Raw genomic sequence first — 22,049 nt, forward strand, 5'->3', positions numbered from 1 at the left:
GGCAAACCGGTCGGCCTTGTTCGTGGCTTCGGGGCGGTCGAGGGTGTGCGGCTGAGAGCCGCACCTACGAAAATTGAAGGGTGATTTTGTCGAAAGCCTTGAGGGAGTTGTTCGGTCTTATGACGGTTTCACGCGAGAACTCAAAAGCGGTCTATCAGGGCATCAAGGACGCCGGCGTGCGTTCGATTTCGGCGCTGCCGGAGACCTGGCTCGTCTATCTCCTGCAGCTCGCCAGCAACGACCCGGAGATGCACCTGATCGAGGTGGCGAAGGAAGAGGAGGCGATCGGCATTGCAGCCGGCGCCTATTTCGCCGGCGAAAAGCATATTCTGCTCATGCAGAATCACGGCTTTCTGGCCGCCATCAACGGCATCGTCTCGCTGGCGCAGCTGTATAAAATTCCTCTGTGCATGTTGATTGCGCTGCGCGGCCACTGGGGCGAGCCGTACCCATGGCACACGCGCGGGGGCATCGTCACCGAAGAAGTGTTGCGCGCGCTGCAAATTCCTTTCGAGTATGCGCGCGATCCGGCGAAAGTCGGCAGGCAGATCCGCGAGGCGTACACCCTGGCGCACAGCGCGCTGTGGCCTGTGGCGCTGCTGTTAACCCGCGACCTGATGGAGGATTGAATCATGCAACGCGCCAAATGCATCGAAGCCATCTACCCCGAACTGCACGATAAACTCGTCGTCACCAACATGGGAGCGTGTGCGCAAGAGCTGTATAATCTCGGCCACCGCGACAACTTTTTCTACCTGCAACATGCCATGGGGCTGGCCTCGTCGATCGGGCTGGGGTTGGCGCAGAGCCTGCCACAGGTCAAGGTCGTGGTGTTGGACGGCGACGGTTCGGTGTTGATGAATCTGGGCGCGCTGGCGACGATGGCGCGCTACAAACCGACGAACCTCATCCACATCATCTTTGACAACGGCAGCCTGCTTTCCACAGGCGGCTTCCCTTCCCACACAGCGGAGGGCGCCACCGATCTCGCCGCCATTGCGCGCGGGGCGGGCGTGCCGCACGTCGACAGCGTGAGCACCCCTTATGACTTCATGGAGGCCGCCGCCGACGCCTTTGAGCGCAACGCACTGAGCGTGATCGTGGCAAAGGTTGAAGCCGTCGGGCCGGATCACTACGGGATGCATTTTCAGTTGCCGGAGAATGCGTTCCTGTTCAAACGCTGGATCGCCGAACACGTCAGGAAGTCGTCTCACTCACCATCATCAACGCAAGGAGGAATCAAAGCATCATGAGCAACGCTGTTCTTTCTCAACTGGTCGAGGCGCTGCGCAGCGGCGCAGTGCGCGTCGTCGATCTGACGCAGCCGCTTGGGCCGGACACGCCTGTGATCGAGCTGCCGCCGATCTTCGCCTCGTCCCCCGGCTTCAGCATGGAGGTCATCTCTCGCTACGACGACAAAGGGCCGGCGTGGTACTGGAACACGATCCACCTCGGCGAGCACACCGGCACGCATTTCGACGCGCCGGTGCACTGGATCACGGGCGCCCAATTGCCAGACAATACGCTGGACAAAATCCCGGCGAGCAAGCTGATCGGCCCGGCCTGCGTGATCGACTGCAGCAAGGAGGCGGAGGCCGACAACGACTTTTTGCTGACGCGGGAGCATGTGCTGGCGTGGGAGGCCGCGCATGGCCGAATTCCGCCCGGCTCCTGGCTGCTGATGCGCACGGACTGGTCCAAGCGCAAGGGGCGCGAAGCGTTTCTGAATATCCGCGCGGATGGTGCGCACTCCCCTGGCTTTACGCCCGACTGTGTGCGTTTTCTCGCCTTCGAGCGCGATGTATTGGGCGTGGGCGTCGAATGCGTAGGCACGGACGCCGGCCAGGCGGCGAGCTTTGACCCCCCCTTCCCGGCGCACAACATCATGCACGGCTCCGGCCGCTTTGGGCTTGCCAGCCTGGCAAACCTCGATCAATTGCCTCCCACCGGCGCCATTGTCATCGCTGCCCCGCTCAAGATCGTCGAAGGTTCGGGCAGCCCGGCGCGCGTGCTAGCACTGGTTCCCTGAGATGATGCTACGGGCGGTCACTTCCATCGAGGAAATTGAGCACTTTCAACGACTGGAGCAGCTTATCTGGCAGTCTCCGCCCGATGAGCTCATGCCGGTTCACATGGTGATCACCGCCATCCACAACGGCGGCGGTCTGATCGGAGCGTTCGCCGAAGATGGGCCGGCGGAGACCGGCGGCATGGTGGGCCTTGCCTTCTGGTTTCCGGGGCTGGGCGTTCCGACGACGTCGCAGTGGCGCCGCGCCGGAGGAAGCGCCGGGGACGCGCCAGAGATTTCTGCGCCTCAGGGCGCACTCCAACTCAAAATGTGCAGCCACATGGTGGGCGTTCTGCCCGGCTGGCAGGGCCGCGGTCTGGGCGTGCAGCTCAAGCTGGCGCAACGCCGGGCGATCCTGGCGCAAGGGATGACGGATTGGGTGACCTGGACCTATGACCCGCTCTTTCGCGTCAACGCCGTGCTCAACATCCATCGCCTGGGGGCGGTCTGCAACACCTATCGGCGCAACTGGTACGGCGTCATGAAGGATGGCATCAACGCCGGCCTTCCCAGCGATCGCTGTCAGGTGGATTGGTGGATCGCCAGCGAGCGGGTGCGCCGACGAATCGAGGCAGGCTCCAGAGCCGATAACAGCGGACGGTCAGCCGCGTTCGCTCGCCTGGCGGAGGAAATGCACGTGATTCCGACGACGGCGAGCGGCGCTCATTTCCGCGCGCCGCTCGAGGTGGAGCCGCCCCTGGACGGACGGCCGCTTGCGCTGCCGATTCCGGACGACATTGCCGCAATCCGCCGCAGCGATCCAGCGCTGGGGATGGCGTGGCGAATGGCGATGCGCGCTTATCTGGAGCAGACGTTCGAGGCCGGCTATGTGATGACCGACTGCGTTCACCTCCCCGACCGAGGGTGGCACTATGTGCTGGAGATGCGCCCTGGGGAGCATGAAGCAGCCGGAGCGTAATGCTTTTGCAATCAAAAAGCGGGTCGAAAGGCGCCTCTCGACCCGCTTTTTCTTAAATACCCAGCAGCTCTCTCACCGCCTCTCGCTCCTCCAGCAGCTCGTCGCCGGTGATGCGAATCATCTGTTTGTCGAAGTCGCTCAACTCCAGCCCCTCCACGATCGTATATTTCCCATCTTTGACGGTGACCGGATAGCTGAAGATGACGCCCTCCGGCGCTCCGTAGGCGCCGGTGCTGGGGATGGCCATGCTGACCCAATCGCCCGCCGGCGTGCCGCGCCACCAGCTCTGCACGTGGTTGATGGCGGCGTTGGCTGCGCTGGCGGCGCTGCTTTGCCCGCGCGCCTCGATGATGGCTGCCCCGCGCTTTTGCACCGTGGGGATGAAGACCTCCTTGATCCAGGCGTCGTCGTTGATCACGGCGGGCGCCGGTTTGCCGCCGATCTCGGCGTGGAAAGCGTCGGGATATTGCGTGGCGCTGTGGTTGCCCCAGATCGTCACCTTCTTCACCTCGGTCACCGGCACGCCCGCCTTGATGGCGAGCTGGCTGACGGCGCGATTGTGGTCGAGTCGCGTCATGGCGGTGAAGCGCTCCGCCGGCACGTCGGGCGCGCTGCGCATGGCGATCAGGGCGTTGGTGTTGGCCGGGTTGCCCACGACCAGCACGCGCACGTCGGAGGCGGCGCGCTCGTTGATCGCCTTGCCCTGCACCGTGAAAATAGCGCCATTGGCGCTGAGCAAGTCCTTGCGCTCCATGCCCTTGGTGCGCGGCCGCGCGCCGACGAGCAACGCCCAGTTGGCGCCGTCGAAGGCGATGTTGGGGTCGTCTGTGAGCACCGTGCCGGCCAACAATGGAAAGGCGCAATCCTCTAGCTCCATGGCGACGCCTTCCAGCGCTTTCATGGCGGGCGCAATCTCCAGCAATTGCAAAATCACCGGCTGATCGGGCCCAAAGAGATCGCCATTGGCGATGCGAAACAGCAGCGCATAGCCAATGTTGCCGGCGGCGCCGGTTACGCTCACCCGAATTGGAGTCTTCATATGTCTCACCTCCGTCAGAAAAGGATGTTTTGATTTGGATTCGGAACGTTTCAATTGGGGTGCACGTTGCTTACTGTGTACAATGCGATGGATCGATTCACAATCGATGGAACCAGGATACCGCTACTTATAGTTTTTGGCTAATGGAGTCCGCCTGATTTGAATTTTAGGGCGCAGCGTCCAGCAATGACATTCTAAAAACACTTTTAACCAAAAGGGCGCAGCCCCAGAGACCTGGCGCGCAGGCCTTCCTGTGCGCTCAAACTGATGATGTTGACGTGAAAGGAGAGAAGTTGAAATGCGACGACCATTGCGTCACAGGCTGCTTTCCGTGGCAGCGCTGCTCATCCTGTGGCTTTCTCTGTTGCCAGCCGGATCGCTGCCTCCCCAGACGGCGCTGGCTGAAGGCGAGGCGGCCTATACGCCGCAAGCCTCCGGAGGCGATGTCGCCAAAGAGATCATCTACACCGATCCCGACGGCTTCATCCGCATCCTGGACCCTTACCACCCCGGCCAGCAGGTGCAATGGGTCAGCCCGACCGGCAACTGGCGCAGCATCGCCGTGGGCGACTTCAACAACGATGGAGACATGGAAATCGTCGCCGTGCGCGGCGCGCCGGGCACCTCGGTGGCGCCGGAGCTGGCCATCTTCGATCCGGTGGTGGCGCGCGGCTCTACGCCGGCTGATCCGAAGATCAACGGCATTCCCTGGCGGCAGCTTGCCAGCATTCCGCTGCCGTCGAGGCCGGAGCTGGTTTTCGCCGGCAACTTCGACCCCAATGTGCCGGGTGATGAGATCGGCGTCCTGCGCGCCGTCGTGCCGGAGGATGGCGCGCCCGCCGGCACCGTCCTGCGCGCAGTGATTTATAAGCAGACCAGTCCCACGCCCGACGGGACTTCCTGGACCGTGCATCAGTTCAGAGATTTCAGCGAGCCGTGGGAGCGGGTGGCCGTCGGCAACCTGGATCGCACGGGCGGCGATGAAGTGGCGTTCGTCTCGCCGGACAAAGGCGAATTCTCGGTCTTTCGACCCGACGCCGGTTTCAGCAAGATCAGCGGCCCTGGCGGCAGCAATAGCCGTCCTTTCCGCGATGTCGCTTTCGCCCAGTACATTCGCGGGGGCAACTTGGAAATCGTGGCCGTGCGCAGACAGGACAACAGAGGTTCGCCCACGTTTGAGGTGTACAGCTACGATGGAACTCGCCTCAACCTGGCGGTCAGCGATGTGCTGGTGCCCGGGCCCAACGTCGTCTTTGCAGGCGACATCAACGGCGCCAACGAAGATGAAGAGGCCATGATGATCCGAAGATGCGCCGGCGATTGTGTGCGTTTCATCGTGCGCAACGATGGACCGGACGGCGTGATTCAGGAATTCCTCAACGGTCTGCGCCTCGATGACGACGATGGCTGGAGCCTGGGCGCCGCCGGCGACATCGACGGCGACGGCCGCGCCGAAATTGTGTTGATCCGAGACAACAAAATTCGCTGGTATCCGGACGCCCACAACTCCCCGCGCTTTGAGGAAGTGAGTGCGTCCACCAATCGTCGCAACCTCGTGTTAGGGGACGTAGACCGCATCGGCTTCATCTCCGGGCCGGCGTTGGCGGCGAACCCGGCCAGCGTCACCACAGTGGCGTACAAAGGCTTCACAAAGACCGGGACGATCCAGCTGCAGAACCCGGCTACGGCCGACGCCATCCCCTTCACGGCGACGCGTGACCGAGATTGGCTGTCGGTGTCGCCGGTTTCTGGCCTTGCCCCGGGCAACACGAGCGCGCCGCTCAATCTCACCTATCAGATCGACACTTCCTTGCTCGTCGTAGGTCAGCAATACACCGGCGCCCTCATCTTCACCAGCCCAAACGCCACCAACAGCCCGTTGACGGTGCCTTTCACGGTCACGGTCGAATATCCACCTTTCGGCGCCACGCCCTCCAGCATCACCACCTTGTACCTCCCGTGCCAAGAACCGCTGGAGGAGAGATCGGTGACGGTGCAGGTGGTGGGAGTGCCGGGCAACCCCTTCAAAGCGCAGGTGCTTGCGCCGGTGACGGCGGGCGCAGCTGCCGCGCTGCAGGGCGAGATCCTGCTTGTGGAGCCGACGGACGAGGGTCTTCTGCTGACCGATCGCACCGGCGCGCAAGCGGCGATGGCCGACCTGGGCGGCGAGGTGATGGCCGCCGCCAACACCTGGCCTTCGGAAGTGGCCTGGATCTCCAACGTTTCGTCGAACGCCAGCACCCTTCCCGCCACGCTGACCATGACCATCACCCCGACGCTGCGCACCTCGAATCTAGAGCGCGCCTTCCTGTTCCTGCGCACGCCGGACCCGCAGCAACCCGGCTCTGAGCTGGCCAGCCTGCATCCAATCACGTTGCTGTGCACATCCAATGGTTTGTGGATGCCGGTGATCGCCAGATAGCACAAACGGGCATTACGGAAGGCAAGGCGGAGACGACCGGAAACGGGTCATCTCCGCCTTGTCTTTTCGAGGTTTGCACCGCGCATCGTGGACTCCTTGACGCAATCTCATCGTCAAGGTAACATCTTTCCCGAAGAGGACAATTGGCTTTTGTTTTTCATGTTCCAGAATGCGTGGGAAATCATGCTCTCGAAATATGGACGCGACTGGATAGCGACGCCGCTCAATCAGATCACCCGCGCCCTGGAAGGGACGGGCGTCAGCCCCAATGCGTTGACAGTGATCGGCTTTGTCCTGACGGCGGCCGTTGCGCTGATTCTAGCCACAGGCAATCTCTTTGTAGGTGGCCTTTTGTTGATCTTTGCGGCGCTCTTCGACACGCTGGACGGTGCACTGGCGCGCAACACCGACCAGGTGACAGTCTTTGGCGCTTTTCTCGACAGCACACTCGATCGCTACTCCGAAGCGGTGACCCTGTTGGGGCTGATCTATTTCTACAGCGGGCGTCCTGACGGCGCCCTTTACATCTTGCTCCTGGCCTTTACACTTGTAGGCTCAATGATGGTCAGCTACACGCGCGCGCGCGCCGAAGCGGTCGGGATTGAATGCAAGGAGGGATTCTTTCAACGCACGGAGCGAATCGTTGTGTTGATCGTTGGCCTGCTCACCGGATGGATGCTGCCTGTGCTGTGGATTCTGGCGGTCTTCACCAATCTCACCGCCCTGCAGCGCATCCTCGACGTGTACGCCAAAAGCAGGTCCATTTCATAAACGAAAAACTTGCAACGTAGGCGGGCGTCGCACCCTCACACCCTTTTCAGACGCTCGCCCCCCATGCAGACGCCTGCCATGCAGGCGATGGAACAGCGCCAATCCCGTTACGAATTCTCCAAATCGACCGTTATTTTTTATAACGATTTTCGTCATCATGTTCAAAGGGCGTTCGCATCCAGCTCATACTGAAGCACCCACGCCTGTCGCCGACGCCAGCGAGGAAGCGCTGTTAGAGGCTGCTGCACAATACGATGAAGCGGCGCTGGGTGAGCTGTATGACCGGTACGAAGCCAAAATTTTCAATTATATCTATCGTCGCACCGGGGATGAGTCCCTTGCAGAGGACCTGACTTCTCAGGTCTTTCTCAAAATGTTGGAGGCGATCCGCGATCAGAAGGCATGGCGATCTTCCTTTTCTGGTTGGCTCTATCGAATCGCACACAATCTCGTGATCGATCACTATCGACGGAAAGGGAGACAGGGAACGGTGGATATTGAAGAAGCGACGCCGGCGACTGCGCAGGAAACGCCGCTCGACGCCGTCGTCGAACAATCGCTCGACATCGAACGCCTGCGCGCCGCCATTCGGCGCCTCACCGACGAACAAGCAGAAGTGGTCAGCCTGCGCTTTTTGGAAGGATACAGCATCAGCGAAGTCGCCAAGATGATGGATCGCTCCGAAGGCGCAATCAAAGCGCTGCAATATCGCGCCGTGGCGACGCTGCGCATGTTCCTGTATGGAGGAGAGCCTTGAATCTCGTTCGTGCACAGCAAGCCAACGCCGTCAACCGAATCGAAGATCGAAGAAGTGGGCCAAGCGCAGTCGCCCGGAGCGAGAAACTCAACTGAAAAGTTTTATGTCCATGGAAGATTATTTCGCCGAAGCGGTCGACAGACTGCAGGCGGGGGAAACCATCGAGCAGATTCTCGCCGACTATCCTGATGAGGTGGCGCAGGAGCTTCACCCCTTGTTGCTGGTGGTGGAGCTGGCGGAGCAAACGGCGGCGCAGGCGCCTCCCCAGCGCCTGCCGTTGAATCGCCTCGCCGCGCGCGTCGCCTTTGCACAGCGCGCCGCCGAGCTGCGCGCCGAGATGGAAGCGGAGCGCGCCAGAGCCATGCCCTCGCAACAGCGGGAAGCTGCGCCGACGGCCTCCTTTTTCGCACGCCTTGAAGCCCGGCGCCGCCAGCTCATCCACGCATGGCCCATAGCCGCTCCGGTGATGCGGCTGGCCCCGCTCACGTTGTTGCTCGTCGTCGTCTACCTGTTGACCTCCGTCGTGGTCGCCGTCGCACAGGAAGCGCTTCCCGGCGAGCCAGCCTACCCGGTCAAGCTCTGGATCCTCGAGCAGCAGGTGGCGACTGCGCCGGAAGACCAACGCGCCGAAGCGCGCTGGATGGCGGACAGGCGGCAGTCGGAGGATGTGGCGCGGCTGGCCAGCCGGCTTCAAGCCGACCCGAACGCAGCTCCTGTCACCGCCATCACGATCCAGCAGTTCCGCGGGTTCGACGGAGAGCAGCTGCTGATCGGCGATCTGAGGGTGATTCCGTGGCATCAACCCCCTGGAGCCGATGCGTGGCTGCCGCTTGAAATCGACGGCGTGCTCGAACCGGGCGCCGTCGTCATGCTGCGCTACCAGGCGATCCCCGGAGCGCCGAACGTCGTGCAGGGCATTGCCCTGCGCGTCATGCAGGCGCCGCCGGTCCCAACCCCCGAACCGACGCCGACGCCGACTCCGGCGGCGAGCCTTGTCTGTCAGCGCATCCAGCCGCCCCATTGGGTGGAATACATCGTGCGGCCCGGAGACACACTGAGCCATATTGCCGCACGTGCGCAGACATCGGTGGCGGAACTGCGCCGCGTCAACTGTCTGACGGACGGCGTCCTGCGTGCAGGAACAACCATCCTCGTCCCAATCAGAATTCTGGGACAGGCGCCGACAGCGCCGCCGCCCGCCGTGATCACGGCCCTCCCAACACAGCTATTTACGCCGACGCCGGCGCCAGCCACCCAGACGCCTGCGCCGATTGAAACGCCCACCAACACACCGACAATGGAGCCGACCGCCGCGCAACCGGGAGGCGAGAACGAAACGGTGGAGCCAACGCCGACGACCGCGATCGAAGAGACCACGGCGCCGGACGTCACCAGCAGCCCCACGGAGACGCCAGCCCCGGCAGAGACGCCGTCGCCCACGGAGACGCCGTCGACGCAAGCCGGGCCGACCGAGACGGGCGCCCCGCCCCAAACAGCGCCGGCGAACACGCCGACAACGACTCTTCCCGCGACCGAAACGGCCGCCGCAACGGCGACTGCAACAGCCCTGGCAACCGAGACCGCAGAGCCGCCCATCGAGGTGACCGCCGCCGCCTTGACGGAAACGGCGCCGCCTGCGACCGCCACGCCTGAACCGACTGCGACGGTCGGCGCTCCCAGCCCCACGTCCACCCTTGCACCGACGTCTACGGCGACGCCTCCCCCGCCATCTCCCCCATCACCCACCGGGGAGGCGTCGCCGCTCGCCGAGCCACCGGCGGCAGGCGAAGAATAGCGCCGTTTTGGCAAGACGCGCGTGGTATGACCGCTTCACCGCTTTCCGACGTCCGCGTGCTCGATCTCTCGCGCATCCTGGCCGGCCCCTACTGCACAATGGTGCTGGCCGACTATGGCGCAGACGTGATCAAAATTGAAGAGCCGCTCACCGGCGACGGCACGCGCGCCTGGGGGCCGCCTTGGGTCGGCGACCAGAGCGCCTACTTCCTCGCCGCCAATCGCAACAAGCGCAGCGTCGCCGTCGATCTCAAGCGGCCAGAAGGGCGCCGGATCGTGCATGAACTTGCCCAACGAGCGGACGTCGTCATTGAAAACTTCAAAGTCGGCGGCGCGGAAAAGCTTGGCGTCGATTATGCGACGCTATCCGCCTTGAACCCGCGCTTGATCTACTGCTCGATCACGGGCTATGGCCAGACCGGCCCTTACAAGGACCGCGCAGGCTATGATTTCATCATCCAGGCCGAAGGCGGCGTTATGTCGATCACCGGCCCGGAAGAAGGCGAACCCTACAAGGTGGGCGTGGCGATCGCCGACATCACGGCGGGGCTGTTTGCTGCAACGGCGATCCTGGCGGCGCTGCACGAGCGCGAACGCAGCGGCAAAGGGCAGGCGATTGACGTGGCGCTGCTCGACGCACAAATCGCCTGGCTGGCGAACGTAGCGCAAAACTATCTGGCGACGGGCGAGCCGCCCCAACGCTACGGCAACGCCCATCCCAGCATCGTCCCCTATGAGACCTTTCCCACCGCCGATGGGCGCATCGCGGTCGGCATTGGCAGCGACGCGCAGTTTCGCAAGTTTTGCGAAGCGGCGGAACGCCCCGAACTGGCGGAGGACGAACGATTTTGCACCAATCGGGCGCGCGTCGAGCATCGACGGACGCTGATTCCGTTGCTGCAGGCGCTCTTTCGCACACGCACGTCGGCGGAGTGGCTATCGCTCCTCGCAGCGCTGGGCATTCCCGCCGGCCCCATCAACGACGTTCCTGCGGCGCTCAACAGCCCACAGGTGCGAGCGCGCGCCATGGTGCAGGAGGTTGACCATCCGACGCTCGGACGCATTCGCCTGCTTGGCCCGGTCGCCAAATTCAGCCGCACGCCTGCACAGATTCGTCGCCCGCCGCCCCCGCTCGGCTATCACACCGACGAGGTGTTGCGCACCCTTCTCGACTATAGCGACGATCAGATCGCTGCGCTGCGCCGCTCTGGCGTCATCGCCTGATTTCATCATCGCCTGATTTTATCGACGTCGCCCCTGGGAAGAGGACAAATTGTCGAGCGCATTCATGTCGCACCAAGCTTCACCGGCGCAGGCGCTATAATACATGCTATGGAACAGGCTATCGCCTATCTGCCGCGTGATCGTCGTCAGGCGTTGTTGACCGGCCGACCGCTGCCGGAGCGGGCCGTCGGCGCCGTGCTTTTCGTCGATATTTCCGGCTTCACCCCCCTCACCGAAGCGCTGGCGCACCAGTTCGGACGAAGTCGCGGGGCCGAGCTGCTGACGCGTGCGCTGAATGCAGTGTACCAGACGCTGATCGATCAGGTCGATCGCCACGACGGCAGCGTGATCGGTTTTGCAGGCGACGCCATCACCTGCTGGTTTGACGGTGAAGGATCGCTGCGGGACGCCGCCCTGCGCGGTCTGGCGGCTGCGCACGCAATGCAACGCGCATGCGCCCAATTCGTCGCGTATGAAGTCGCCCCCGGCGTCGTCGCAGAACTGGCGCTGAAAATCGCCATGGTCAGCGGAGAGGTGCGCCGTCTGTTGGTGGGCGACCCCTCGATCCAGGTCATCGAGGCGCTGGCAGGCGCAGCGCTCGACCGCATGGCTGCGGTGGAGCATGTCGCCCAACGCGGCGAGCTGGTCGCCGATCGAGAGACGATCGACTTGCTGGATTTACATGCATTCGTCGGCGTCTGGCGCCCTCTCGAAAGCGGCCAGTGGGCCGGCGTGTTGACGGGATTGGACGATTATTTTCTCGACCAGAATTTCGGTGCGTCCGAAGGGAGCGCCGAAGCGTCCCCCCTTGCAGCTGCGTTGCCTGCAGAACAATTGCGTCCCTGGCTGCTGCCGGCGGTTTGGAACAATCTTCGCCAGGGGGAAGAGCACTATCTCGCCGAATTAAGGCCGGCGGCGGCCCTCTTTCTGCGCTTTTCCGGCATCGATTTTGAGCACGATCCTGCGGCGGGCGCACAACTGGATGCATTCATCCGCTATGTTCAGCAGTTGCTTGTCGAACACGAAGGCGCGCTGATTCAACTGACGACGGGCGACAAGGGCAGTTATCTGTACGCAGCCTTCGGCGCCCCCATCGCCCATGACGACGACGCTGCGCGCGCCGTCGCTGTGGCTCTGGCGCTCCGCAACAACGCCGGCCGCTTTGCGTTCATCCGCCAGATGCAGTTCGGCGTCGGCGCCGGCATGATGCGCGTCGGCGCTTACGGGAGCAGCACGCGACGCACCTACGGCGTGCTGGGCGATGAAACCAACGTGGCGGCGCGCCTGATGATGCAAGCTGCGCCTGGACAAATTTTGATCAGCGCGCGCGTCGCCGAGTTGGTGCAGGCGCGCTATTTGCTGGAGCCGCTCGGCCTGAGAACCTTCAAAGGCAAGCGCGAGCCGCAGCCCGTCTACGCCGTCACCGGCCTTCGCACCCCCACCACGCTTCAACTTGCGGCGCTTTATCCAGAGCGCCCGATCGGTCGCGAGCGCGAAGTCGAGGCGATTGCAGGCGCGATCCAACGCGCAGCTGCCCAGCAGGGCAGGTTGGTGCGGATCGAGGGAGAAGCCGGCATAGGCAAAAGCCATCTGGCTGCGACGGCCGCACACCTTGCCTCTCAACAAGGATTCACCTTGTTCTACAGCTCCTGCCAAAGCATCGGCCAGCAGCCCTATGGCGCCCTGTCGGAGCCGCTGGCTCACCTGCTGGGCTTGGCCGGTTTGCGTGCAGAGCCTGTCGAGACGCAGATTGCCCACCTGCACTCGACCCTGCATGCACTGGACCCCGCCTGGAGCGTGCGCTTGCCGTTGCTCGGCGACCTCTTTGACCTCCCGATCCCGGACAACCCGACCACCGCAGCGTTTGACGTTCGCCTCCGCCGCGCTGCACTCACCGCGCTGGTGGTTGACCTGCTTAGCCGGGCGGCTCAGCGGCGGCCGATCTTCCTGTTGGTGGAGGATGTGCACTGGTTAGATGAGGCGGATCAGGAGATTGTTCTGGCGCTGGCGCGTGCGACGATGAACCAGGCGTTGCTCTTCTGCATGACCCATCGCTCCGTCAACGCCGCCGAGAGCGCATTTTTCGATGCGCTCGAGAAAATTCCGGATCAGCTGCACCTTTCGCTGGGCGAGCTCAGCGCGCCGGCCATCGCCGCCCTGACGGAAGAGCGCCTGCAAGGTCCGGTGGCGACGCTGGTGATCGACCTGATCTACGCCTACACCCAGGGCAATCCATTCTTCGCAGAGGAAATGATCGACGCGCTGCGGGAACATGGGCAAATTGCGCTGCGCGAAGGCGTCTGGCAACCTTCACGTCCGTTGTTGCACGCGCTGCACGAGGCCGGCGCGCTCGAACGCATGGACGAGCAATGGCGATTGCGCCCCAATGCCCGCCTGGACGCAGTGTCGTTAGGCATTCCCGACACCGTGCACGGCCTGGTGCTTGCGCGGTTGGACAGCCTTTCTGAAGAGACCCGACTCACGCTGAAGGTGGCGGCGGTGATCGGGCGCGCCTTTGAGCCGGCGGTGCTGCGCGAGGCGCATCCGCGGCGCCCTTCCATGGAGACGTTGCACCGCCAGATCACCGAACTGGAGCAGCGCAATTTTATCTACACCGAGCCGCTGTTCGCCGAACCGGTTTACGTCTTCAAACATAGCATTTCACAGGAGGCTCTCTGCCAGACGCTGCTGGAAAGCCAGCGTTGCGAGCTGCATTTGGCCGTCGGTGAAGCGCTCGAACGCCATGCCCCCCATGCCGTGGAGCGCCTGGCGCATCACTTTCTGCAGGCCGACGACAAACATTCTGAAGTGCGCAGCAAGGTCATTCGCTATCTGGACGCTGCGGCCTGGCGTGCCAAGCGATCCTTCGCCAATGAAACGGCGCTGGCGTATTTCGAGCGGGCCTTGTCGCTGGAGACGCGCTGGCAATGGCTGGCGGGAAAAGCGGAAGTGTTGCATATCCTTGGGCTGCGCCTCCAAGAAGAGGCGACGTTGATGGCGCTTGAGGCGCTGCCGGGCAGCGATCCCATGCGCACGCTCGAACTGTGGGCCGATTTTTATGAAGCCACCAGTCAGCTTTCCCAGGCGCGCGGCGCATTGCAGGAGGCGCTGGTGCGCTACGAAACCCGGCAGGACTTGCTCGCTCAGGCGCGTATCCTTTCGCGCATCGGCGAAATCGCACTGCTCGAAGGCGACATCGACGAGGCGGAGCAATACTACCGTCGCGCATTGACCTTGCTTTCTGGCGCCGACCGGCGCGAACGCCTCTCTACAGACGAAAGCCGGGCGACGCTCCCCTCGGCTTCGGACGCCGCCGGCCTCGATAGCCTGCGCGCGCAGGCGCTGCTGGGCTTAGGCGTCGTCATGCGCCAGCGCGGCCATTACGACGAGGCAGCCGCTATGCTCACGGAGGCGTTGCGACTGTACGAGCAGGAAGGCAACCAACCGGAAGTGGCGACGGCGTTGACGCGGTTAGGCGGGGTCGCCTACTTGCGCCGCAATTTTCCAGAGGCGTTGGCGGCTTGGGAAAAAGCGTTGGCGATCCGCCGAACCATCGGCGACCGCGAAGGGGAAGGGAGCAGCCTGCTCAATATCGCTCAGGTGCACACCAGCCTGGGCGACTACGCCGCTGCATTGCCGCTGCTTCATCAGGCCTTGGACATTCAACGCACGGTCGGCAACCGGTGGTGGGAAAACGCCGTCTGGAACGCGCTCGGCATCATCGCGCTGACGGTGGGAGATTACGCCGAAGCGCGACGCTGCCTGACCACAGCTGAACGTCTGAGCGCCTCGGTGGGGGACGAGTCCGGCGTCGCCATTGCCAGGTTCAACCTGGCGCAGGTTGAGCGAGAATGCGGCGATGATGCGGCTGCCTTTGCGCGGCTGCAGGAGGCGCAGCAGTGGGCGCACGAAAATGAGGATCGGGAGTTCGAGGCGCAGTGTCTCACCGAATTGGCGTTGACCGCGGAGCGGACCGGCGAACTGGACCAGGCCGAAGCCTTCGCCAACGCTGCGCTGCGCATCTATGAGGGTCTGGATATCCAGGCGCTGACAACCACCGACCTGGCCACTCTGGCTCTTGTTCATCTTGCACGCGGCCAGATCGACGCCGCCTGCGCCTTGATCGACGCCATCCTACGCATCTTCGACCAGAGCGAGATTCATCAGATCGAGTATCCACAGCGGGCGCTCTACGTCGCCGCCTGCGTTGCGGCGGCTAACCGTGACCAGCCTCTGGCGAAACGCTGCCTCCATCGCGCTCGCAGCTTCATCCTCGAACGGGCTGCAAAGATCTCCGACGAGAAGTTGCGCCGCTCCTACTTGGAGAACGTGCGCATCAATCGGCTCGTGCTGGAGGCGGCGCCGTCGGCGTAATCCGTTGCTTGCGTCGATCAGTGCTTGCATCGCTCAATCGTCAGAAAGACGTCCTGAAAGCGTCCGAACAAAGTCGCGCGGCTGAGACGTCGCAGGCGTTATAATTTTTTCACCTTTTGGGCGATGTTCGAGCAATAAACATTCCCGAGCGGAAAATTGCATGATCTCGGTACATCGATGAGATGGCCCGGCGCATCAACCAGGTTACGCCGGGCGGGTTCGACCCCAACCGAAACCCCGCCATCACGGATACGGCCATGTGCCGGTATCTGTGGCATCACTACGTCCACGTGATTCGTCTGGGCGAGCGCTATCTGCAGCAGCCCTCGCGCGGCACGGCGCAACAGACGCTTTGGAATCAGTTGGTGCGCCACGTCGATCGCAACTACACCATCCCCACAGGGGTGCTAACTGGTAGTCTTGATGGTTGGGAGGGGCGAAATGTTGCCCACGTCATCGCCCTCATCGGCTACGACGCAGACCTGGTGAATGCAATTTATCCTGTCGTTATGCATTCGGTGCGCTATACAGAGCCTGCCGACACCATGGCCGGTTACAAAGGAGGCAAGTTTAAGATTTGGCTTCCTGGTTGGCGTATGTGGCAAGCGATCAATGGGGAACCCAACAACTCTAACAACACGCAATGTCTACTCAGGTCAGACTTGTAACCTCAGGCAGTGCATCGAGCAATAGACCAATGGCCTTGAAAATGCAGAGTCGCCTTTGACGGAGAGGCGCCAGAGCTGAGAGGAACGGAGAAACAGCGCAGGATGCACCCTGCACGAAACCCACTCCGCATCTCTGCGCCTCTTGATTTCCAATAGTTGCAAGGCTTTCTATGCGATGCCTGCCGACTCTTTGAGAGAAAGCGAGATTTTACATGCTGAAGCATCTACGGCTGTTGTGTTTCCTATTCACATCACTGTGGATCATAGGCTGCAACCAGACGCTTTCTTCTCCGACGCCTACGCCGACCAAAACGCCTTTAAGCGATGTTTCCCCGGCGACTGCTCATGCCAGAGCAACGCCAACTCCAGAACACCTTCTTGAATCCACTCCTACACCGTCGACCGTGGCGGCCTACGAGCTGCGGTTAGAAAAACTCGAGATGCGTGCTACATGGCTGGACAGCGACGACACATACCTTTACTGGACTTCGGCCAGTCGCTTTGACTGGGAGTCGGGTGAACCTCTCGATGGCCAAATCTATCGATATCCACTGATAGGCGGCGAAATTACAGCACTCGTTGCAACCAGATATCCCGAAGGCTCCGTAGCCACTCTTCGTCCAGCAATCCATGGAGAATGGATGGTGTACGCCGATCAGGAATCCTGGTATTTATATTCTCCCTACATCCTCTATGCGTACAATCTGCGCAGCGGCGCCTTGATTGAGCTTTTCTCCGACCCAAGACCACAAGCCCTCCCTCCCGCCTACGCGCTGGCGGGCGAGTGGGTCGCATGGACGACCCTGATCGAGAGCCACAAGGACGGCTGCAGCGCCGACAGCGTCCTCGTCCTGCAAAACATCGCGAGCGGCGAACGCCGAGAACTGGACAGAATTTGCATCGACGACAACTACATGTGGAAAGCCATCAGCGGCATCGGCATGACGGAGCAGTACATCGTCGTCGAACAGCAGATTGCAGACAGCCAGGGAGGCGGCCATTTCATCCATCTCTTCGATCGACAGAGCGGCCAACGCCGACGACTGTCGGAAGGCTACGGCCGCATGCCCGCCATCAACGGCGACTGGGTGGCCTGGCGCGACATGCGCGCACTGGACGACGCCGACGGCGTCACCATCGCACTCAACCTCAAAACCGGCGAGCGCAAGGAGATTCCATACCCAACCTCCCCAGATGAAAAATATCCCTACCTGCGCATCGACGAGCCTTACATCGTCGGGAACCGGTGGCTCTACTGGGATGTCATGGGAGACATCTTCCTGCCCGTGTATGACCTCACAACCGACAAAATGTACATGGTGCGTTCGACGCCGCTATCCCCATACCACGTCGGCCTCGGCAGCGCCTGGCATCTGTCCGAGCGCCTGATCGCCTGGAGCCTCGACCGCTACGAGCACGGCTTTGGCCGCCTGGTCGAAAGCACGCTGCACTGGCGCACCGGCCCCGACCTCTTGACCCTCCTGGAGTCGTTGACGCGTTGAGATGAGGTGCGCAGAATGTACTCTCTGGCGATGCTCGGAGCAGCGCTTCTTCGATTCATCCAATGCTTTGGGGACCGCCAGGGACGTGCGGGCGCGAGCCGCATCTACGATGAAACCGACGCCTTCGCGCAGGCGCTCCCCTCTCCCAGCATTGGGAGAGGGGGCCAGGGGGTGAGGGCCTCCACTTGCGGGCCCTCAGGAACGTGCGGCTGCGAGCCGCACCTACGATGAAACCGACGCCTTCGCGCAGGCGCTCCCCCTCTCCCAGCATTGGGAGAGGGGGCAGGGGGTGAGGGCCCACTGCGCCCCTCACCGCCACTGGGCGTAGGGGGAGGCGGCGATGACGCCGATCACCGGGCGCAGCCGCGGGGAGGCGCTCGTCACCGCGGCCTGGGGATTGCCCGCGCCCAGGTAGTCGATCAGCGCGCTGCGGTCCTGGGGATCGATCCTGCGGCCTACAAACCGGTCGAGCAGGCGGTCGATGACCTGAGTGGCCGTAGCTGGCGCGGCGATGAGCTGATCGAGCGCAGCGTTGACAGGCGCGCTGTCCACTTCCGTCTGATCGCCGAAATAACGGCTGATCAGCGCATTGGCGAGCGTCCAACGGCCAAAGACCTGGTTCGTGTTCCACCAGGCGAAGCGCACGTCGGGCAGGCCGGTGGGCGCCGAAAACTCAAAGAGCTTCTGACCTAGCATCTCGATCTGGCTCTCGAAGAAGCGCGCGCCGAGCGCGTCGTGCCAGTCGTCCGGCAAAAAGTTGATCATCTCCCGAAGCCCCAAGGCGCGCATCGTCGAGATCAGGAACTCGAAGGGGCGTTTGATCTTCTGCCCCCAGCTCGCTGCGAATTTCGGATGCAGCAGGATGGCGCGCAGGGTGGCGCGGATATCGCCGTGCGTGCTCAAGAACGCCTGCGCGCCCGCCTCGATGGCGTCCGGACAAAAGGCGTCGGGGAAGTCGCTGATGAAGCGCCGACAAAGCTTGAAGGAGATGAAATAGGCGGTGCTGGGGTGCTCCGCCAGAATGTCGAGCAACTGTTCGCCCTGCTCTTCGCCGCCGTAGGGGAAGTAGTAATAGTCGTCGTTGCCCAGCCACATGCGTTTTTCATGCCAGTGATGCGACGGCCAGGCGCGCCCGGCGTTGAAGCGATAGGCGTCGTCGGGCGATCCCATCGTCGTCCAGCCGCTGAGGATCTGCGCGGCGGTGTGCACATCCTCCTCGGTGTAATTCGGTCGCATCAGAAAGCCCGGCCCCGGCACGCGACTGTAGCTGCCCATCGTATGAAGCTCCATCAGCTCGCGCGCGTAGTTTTCGTTCGGGTTGGCGCCGTCGCTGTAGGTGTTGCTCAGGAAGTAGAGCATCGACGGGCTTTTGGCGCTGGCGCCGATCAGGTCACGGAAATTGCCCAGCGCATGGCGACGAATGACGTGATAATCCTCCCAATATTTCAGACGACTTTGGAAATTCGTCTGCAAATGGTTGGTCCAGAAATCGACCATCACCTCGAACAGCTGGCGTTTGCTCAGCAACGCGCGAGCATAGGTGACCGTCCACAGATGGCGCTGCAAGTTGCCGTTGGGCCAGCCGCCCGCCGCCTCGCTGGCCTGGCGATAACGCTCGATCTCCGCAAGTGAAGCCTCCGGCGGCGGCACAGCGATCCCCTGGGGATCGGTGCGGTCGAGTCCGGCGATGTAGGCCTCGCAGGCCGAATCGTCGATGCTCTCCGGCGCGAGCTGGGCGTCCACATAGCCGGGGAAGTCAAAAGCGGAGAGGTTCGCCAGGTCCTCGGGACGCGGGCCGAATCCCAGCCGATTGTAAGCCAGCCTTGCCAGCGAAGGCGCCTCGCCGGGCGGCGTGGAAGGAGAATCGATGTCCATGACGTTCATCTCTTCCAGATGCTTCTTCTTTCGACGCTCTTCAAAATAAAAGAGACCCAGAGCGCACTGCGATCATCGTCGAACGGAAGGCAGGTAAACTTTTTGCGAAAGATCGATCGGGACGCCCTCCGTCGTCGCTGCGACGAGCGTCGGCGAGCGGCCGTTGCTGCGCGTCGGGAAGACCGCAATCCACCGCTGCCGGAGCGCGTCATAAACGACGGCGCCGGCGCTGTCGCCTTCGTACCACTGGCCGTCGTAGTCACCCTCCGCGACCCAATTCGTCGTCGCCTCGCCAAGTCGCTGAACCGTTGCCACGGCTCCGTTGCGGATCAGCGCCGCGTAGAAATTCCAACTTCCTTCGACGCGCGCGGGGTACAGCACCATCACCTCATTGTCGGGGCCGACGGCAAGCGTCGGCCTGCTGGCGGTGCTGTTATGGTGTTCTTCGTCGTCTTGCGCAATGGTGAATCCAACGCGCAGAGGCGCGCTGAAGGTGACGCCGCCATCGCTCGACATTGCATAGAAAACGTAGCTGTCGTGCGGCCACTCGTCCGGCGGGTTGCGCAACGCACAGCCGGACCAGACAAGGTGCAGGCGACCGGCGGCGTCGCTGCGCATCTGGGGATATTGCTGCAAACACCAGTTTGAGGCGACAGGCGGATTCACTTGCGTATAGCTCCAGCCGCCGCCTTGCAGGCTCCGTCGCGCCGTCATCAGACGACCACGTCCATTGTCGTCCCATTCGCCCCAGGCGACGACGATGTGAGCATCGCTGAGCGCTATCGTCACGGGCACGGTCCAGCGATCGACCATCGTCGCCGGAAGCACCGGCTGCGGCGACGTCCAGCCTGCGCCGGAGTTCCACGTCGCATAAAGCTGAGTCCAGGATTGTCCATCCCAGCGCGCTTCGCTCCACGCCACGGCGACGACGCCGTTGCGCACGGCGATGGCGGGACGGTGGCGCTCACGGCCGTCGTCCTCGTCTCCGCTCAGCCGCTTTGGATCGCTCCAACGGCCCCCTTCAAAGACGCTGTACAGGATGTGGCGTCCATAAGGCCAGAGATACTCGCTCCACACCGCATGGACCCTGCCCGCGGCGTCGACGGCGATCTGCGCGCCATGAGCGGCGATATGGCCGGCGTTCGCCCAGGTCGGCAGGCGCGTGGGCGAGGTCCAGGTCGGCGTCCCCAGGGGCAATGTGCTCGACCACAGCTCGTTGTAGCCTCGGCGATTGTCGAGAAAGACCAGATGCGTCGCGCCGTTAAAGCTGACCAGCGAAGGCGCCATTTGATACGGGCTGCGTTCGGCGGCGCTGTTGACCACTGCGCCATCCGACCAGCCCCTGCCCTGCCAGGAGGCCATGTAGATGTCGTGGTCGCCGTCGCGCGCATCTTGCCAGGCGATGCGGACGCGCGCTCCATCCGCAGCCAGCGCAGGCGCCATCTGCATGCCAGGGGCCGTCGTCACCGGCTGCTCTTCCCATCCACCGCCGTTCCAGCGCGCCGCGTAAATGTCCGGATTGCTCGCTCCATTGCGATAGTCCTGCCAGGCCACAAACAGCCCTGCTGCGCCGCCGGCGATGACAGGCGCAACCGAGCGCACGCGCGGCGGCGCAGCGTCGACGCGTTGGGGCGCATCCCAGCCGGAGCCGTTCCAACGCGCTGCGTAGATGTCGGCCGGGGCTGTCGCTGCGCCCGCGTGATGCTCCCATACGGCGAAGAGGCTGCCGTCGACGGCGAAGGCGACGGCCGGCCGCGTGGCGCTGTCGATGCGGCCGGCCGTCGTGGATGGGCGAGAGACGCGCACGTTCGGCCCCCAGGTGCGGCCCCCGTCACTGGAAAGCGCAGAATAGACCTGCGGCGCCTCGGCGCCGTACTCTCGATGATCTTCCCAGACCACAGCGACCTGCTCCCCGCGGCGGGCGATGCGCGGGCGGCGTTGGTCGCCGCGACTGTCGTCGCTGTTGAGTTTGACGTTGACGGCGTCGCAGGTCATCGCCACGCCGTTGCAGCGCGTCGCGTAGATGTCCCCGCCCTTGCTGCTGCGCCCATCGTCGCTCCAGTCCAGGTTGCGGTAGTCTTCCCAGACGACCACGAGATCGCCGGACCCGTCGCTGGCGATCTGCGGGTACCGCGCCACGGCGATCCAGTCCTCAAGGCCCTGTGTCACCTGAATCGGCGCGCCCCAGCGATTGGTGGAAGGGTTGTAGCGCACGAGGCGCACCTGCTGCTCATCGGCGTAGACGACAAAGGCGCGGCCGATCGCTTCGACGGTCGCCGCCGCGCCGAAGGGGCGCTGAACGTCGAAGTGCGGGGTGAGGTTGGTCGCGCGCGCTTCGGCGACGACCTGCTCGCCGTTCCACATCACGCTGTAAAGATCAGGGGCTGCGTTGCGCGAGTCGAGCCAGGCGACCAACGTCCGCTCGCCGGCCACGGCCACCGAGGGTTCGCTCTGAAGAGAAGGCCACTCGTCCACCGTCACCGGCGCCGGCGCGCCCCACGCCGGCAATGAATGTTGTGCAAGCGGCGCAGCGTTCAAGCTTCGCCCCTGCCACCAGGCGAACGCAACGAGCGCCGTCAGGATGAGGGTCAACTTCCAGCGCATCATATCCTTGTCTTGACCATACTCGATGACAA

15 protein-coding genes are annotated in these 22,049 nt (G+C 63.1%); 12 read left to right on the top strand and 3 right to left on the bottom strand.

The window, feature by feature from the left end:
- The first annotated feature begins 119 nt into the window (after positions 1 to 119).
- The 4 genes from Q0367_RS02615 to Q0367_RS02630 are packed head-to-tail and all read left to right on the top strand — an operon-like array spanning position 120 to position 2,987.
- Entirely contained in the window at positions 120 to 629 is a 510-nt protein-coding gene (locus tag Q0367_RS02615) for a thiamine pyrophosphate-binding protein (protein ID WP_297633375.1), read from the top strand.
- 3 nt (positions 630 to 632) lie between these two features.
- On the top strand, positions 633 to 1,253 hold the full coding sequence (locus Q0367_RS02620; protein WP_297633373.1) for a thiamine pyrophosphate-dependent enzyme: 621 nt from the start codon (positions 633 to 635) through the stop codon (positions 1,251 to 1,253).
- Positions 1,250 to 2,029 carry a cyclase family protein gene (locus Q0367_RS02625; RefSeq protein WP_297633371.1) on the top strand — a complete coding sequence of 260 codons (780 nt, stop codon included), beginning with the start codon at positions 1,250 to 1,252 and terminating at the stop codon, positions 2,027 to 2,029. The genes Q0367_RS02620 and Q0367_RS02625 overlap by 4 nt, the downstream gene beginning before the upstream one ends.
- 1 nt (position 2,030) lies before the next feature.
- Positions 2,031 to 2,987, top strand: a complete 957-nt coding sequence (locus Q0367_RS02630) for a hypothetical protein (protein WP_297633369.1) — start codon at positions 2,031 to 2,033, stop codon at positions 2,985 to 2,987.
- 52 nt (positions 2,988 to 3,039) lie between these two features.
- Here the strand turns inward: Q0367_RS02630 and Q0367_RS02635 are convergent, their stop codons facing one another.
- Positions 3,040 to 4,026: a malate dehydrogenase gene (locus tag Q0367_RS02635; protein WP_297633367.1), complete on the bottom strand. Its 987-nt coding sequence runs from the start codon at positions 4,024 to 4,026 to the stop codon at positions 3,040 to 3,042.
- A gap of 298 nt (positions 4,027 to 4,324) precedes the next feature.
- Between Q0367_RS02635 and Q0367_RS02640 the strand changes: the two genes are divergently transcribed.
- The 8 genes from Q0367_RS02640 (at position 4,325) to Q0367_RS02675 (ending at position 17,538) form a co-directional block, all read left to right on the top strand.
- Positions 4,325 to 6,448 carry a BACON domain-containing protein gene (locus Q0367_RS02640; RefSeq protein ID WP_297633365.1) on the top strand — a complete coding sequence of 708 codons (2,124 nt, stop codon included), beginning with the start codon at positions 4,325 to 4,327 and terminating at the stop codon, positions 6,446 to 6,448.
- 183 nt (positions 6,449 to 6,631) lie between these two features.
- Positions 6,632 to 7,219, top strand: a complete 588-nt coding sequence (locus Q0367_RS02645; RefSeq protein ID WP_297633363.1) for a CDP-alcohol phosphatidyltransferase family protein — start codon at positions 6,632 to 6,634, stop codon at positions 7,217 to 7,219.
- A gap of 157 nt (positions 7,220 to 7,376) precedes the next feature.
- On the top strand, positions 7,377 to 7,976 hold the full coding sequence (locus Q0367_RS02650) for a sigma-70 family RNA polymerase sigma factor (protein WP_297633361.1): 600 nt from the start codon (positions 7,377 to 7,379) through the stop codon (positions 7,974 to 7,976).
- 103 nt (positions 7,977 to 8,079) lie between these two features.
- Positions 8,080 to 9,771 (top strand): LysM peptidoglycan-binding domain-containing protein, encoded by a 1,692-nt coding sequence (locus Q0367_RS02655; protein WP_297633359.1) that lies wholly within the window; start codon positions 8,080 to 8,082, stop codon positions 9,769 to 9,771.
- A gap of 26 nt (positions 9,772 to 9,797) precedes the next feature.
- Complete coding sequence (locus tag Q0367_RS02660; protein ID WP_297633357.1) at positions 9,798 to 10,994, top strand: CaiB/BaiF CoA-transferase family protein; 1,197 nt, start codon at positions 9,798 to 9,800, stop codon at positions 10,992 to 10,994.
- Between the two features lie 108 nt (positions 10,995 to 11,102).
- On the top strand, positions 11,103 to 15,368 hold the full coding sequence (locus Q0367_RS02665) for a tetratricopeptide repeat protein (protein ID WP_298980838.1): 4,266 nt from the start codon (positions 11,103 to 11,105) through the stop codon (positions 15,366 to 15,368).
- A 182-nt stretch (positions 15,369 to 15,550) separates the two neighbouring features.
- Complete coding sequence (locus Q0367_RS02670; RefSeq protein WP_298980839.1) at positions 15,551 to 16,036, top strand: hypothetical protein; 486 nt, start codon at positions 15,551 to 15,553, stop codon at positions 16,034 to 16,036.
- Positions 16,037 to 16,677: 641 nt separating this feature from the next.
- On the top strand, positions 16,678 to 17,538 hold the full coding sequence (locus Q0367_RS02675; RefSeq protein ID WP_298980840.1) for a hypothetical protein: 861 nt from the start codon (positions 16,678 to 16,680) through the stop codon (positions 17,536 to 17,538).
- A 309-nt stretch (positions 17,539 to 17,847) separates the two neighbouring features.
- Here the strand turns inward: Q0367_RS02675 and Q0367_RS02680 are convergent, their stop codons facing one another.
- Positions 17,848 to 19,413 (bottom strand): DUF1800 domain-containing protein, encoded by a 1,566-nt coding sequence (locus tag Q0367_RS02680; RefSeq protein WP_297633348.1) that lies wholly within the window; start codon positions 19,411 to 19,413, stop codon positions 17,848 to 17,850.
- A gap of 72 nt (positions 19,414 to 19,485) precedes the next feature.
- Positions 19,486 to 22,020: a hypothetical protein gene (locus tag Q0367_RS02685; protein ID WP_297633346.1), complete on the bottom strand. Its 2,535-nt coding sequence runs from the start codon at positions 22,018 to 22,020 to the stop codon at positions 19,486 to 19,488.
- Positions 22,021 to 22,049: the final 29 nt, after the last annotated feature.

Source organism: uncultured Caldilinea sp. (genome assembly GCF_937128415.1).
Taxonomy (GTDB): Bacteria; Chloroflexota; Anaerolineae; order Caldilineales; family Caldilineaceae; genus Caldilinea.

Excerpts from the sequence above, each read along its gene's own strand:
- Q0367_RS02625 (WP_297633371.1), top strand. The coding sequence starts at position 1,250 with ATGAGCAACGCTGTTCTTTCTCAACTGGTCGAGGCGCTGCGCAGCGGC.
- Q0367_RS02620 (WP_297633373.1), top strand. The coding sequence starts at position 633 with ATGCAACGCGCCAAATGCATCGAAGCCATCTACCCCGAACTGCACGAT.
- Q0367_RS02685 (WP_297633346.1), bottom strand. The coding sequence starts at position 22,020 with ATGATGCGCTGGAAGTTGACCCTCATCCTGACGGCGCTCGTTGCGTTC.
- Q0367_RS02675 (WP_298980840.1), top strand. The coding sequence starts at position 16,678 with ATGGTGTACGCCGATCAGGAATCCTGGTATTTATATTCTCCCTACATC.
- Q0367_RS02635 (WP_297633367.1), bottom strand. The coding sequence starts at position 4,026 with ATGAAGACTCCAATTCGGGTGAGCGTAACCGGCGCCGCCGGCAACATT.
- Q0367_RS02645 (WP_297633363.1), top strand. The coding sequence starts at position 6,632 with ATGCTCTCGAAATATGGACGCGACTGGATAGCGACGCCGCTCAATCAG.
- Q0367_RS02630 (WP_297633369.1), top strand. The coding sequence starts at position 2,031 with ATGATGCTACGGGCGGTCACTTCCATCGAGGAAATTGAGCACTTTCAA.
- Q0367_RS02640 (WP_297633365.1), top strand. The coding sequence starts at position 4,325 with ATGCGACGACCATTGCGTCACAGGCTGCTTTCCGTGGCAGCGCTGCTC.
- Q0367_RS02670 (WP_298980839.1), top strand. The coding sequence starts at position 15,551 with ATGGCCCGGCGCATCAACCAGGTTACGCCGGGCGGGTTCGACCCCAAC.
- Q0367_RS02650 (WP_297633361.1), top strand. The coding sequence starts at position 7,377 with ATGTTCAAAGGGCGTTCGCATCCAGCTCATACTGAAGCACCCACGCCT.
- Q0367_RS02665 (WP_298980838.1), top strand. The coding sequence starts at position 11,103 with ATGGAACAGGCTATCGCCTATCTGCCGCGTGATCGTCGTCAGGCGTTG.
- Q0367_RS02655 (WP_297633359.1), top strand. The coding sequence starts at position 8,080 with ATGTCCATGGAAGATTATTTCGCCGAAGCGGTCGACAGACTGCAGGCG.
- Q0367_RS02680 (WP_297633348.1), bottom strand. The coding sequence starts at position 19,413 with ATGGACATCGATTCTCCTTCCACGCCGCCCGGCGAGGCGCCTTCGCTG.
- Q0367_RS02660 (WP_297633357.1), top strand. The coding sequence starts at position 9,798 with ATGACCGCTTCACCGCTTTCCGACGTCCGCGTGCTCGATCTCTCGCGC.
- Q0367_RS02615 (WP_297633375.1), top strand. The coding sequence starts at position 120 with ATGACGGTTTCACGCGAGAACTCAAAAGCGGTCTATCAGGGCATCAAG.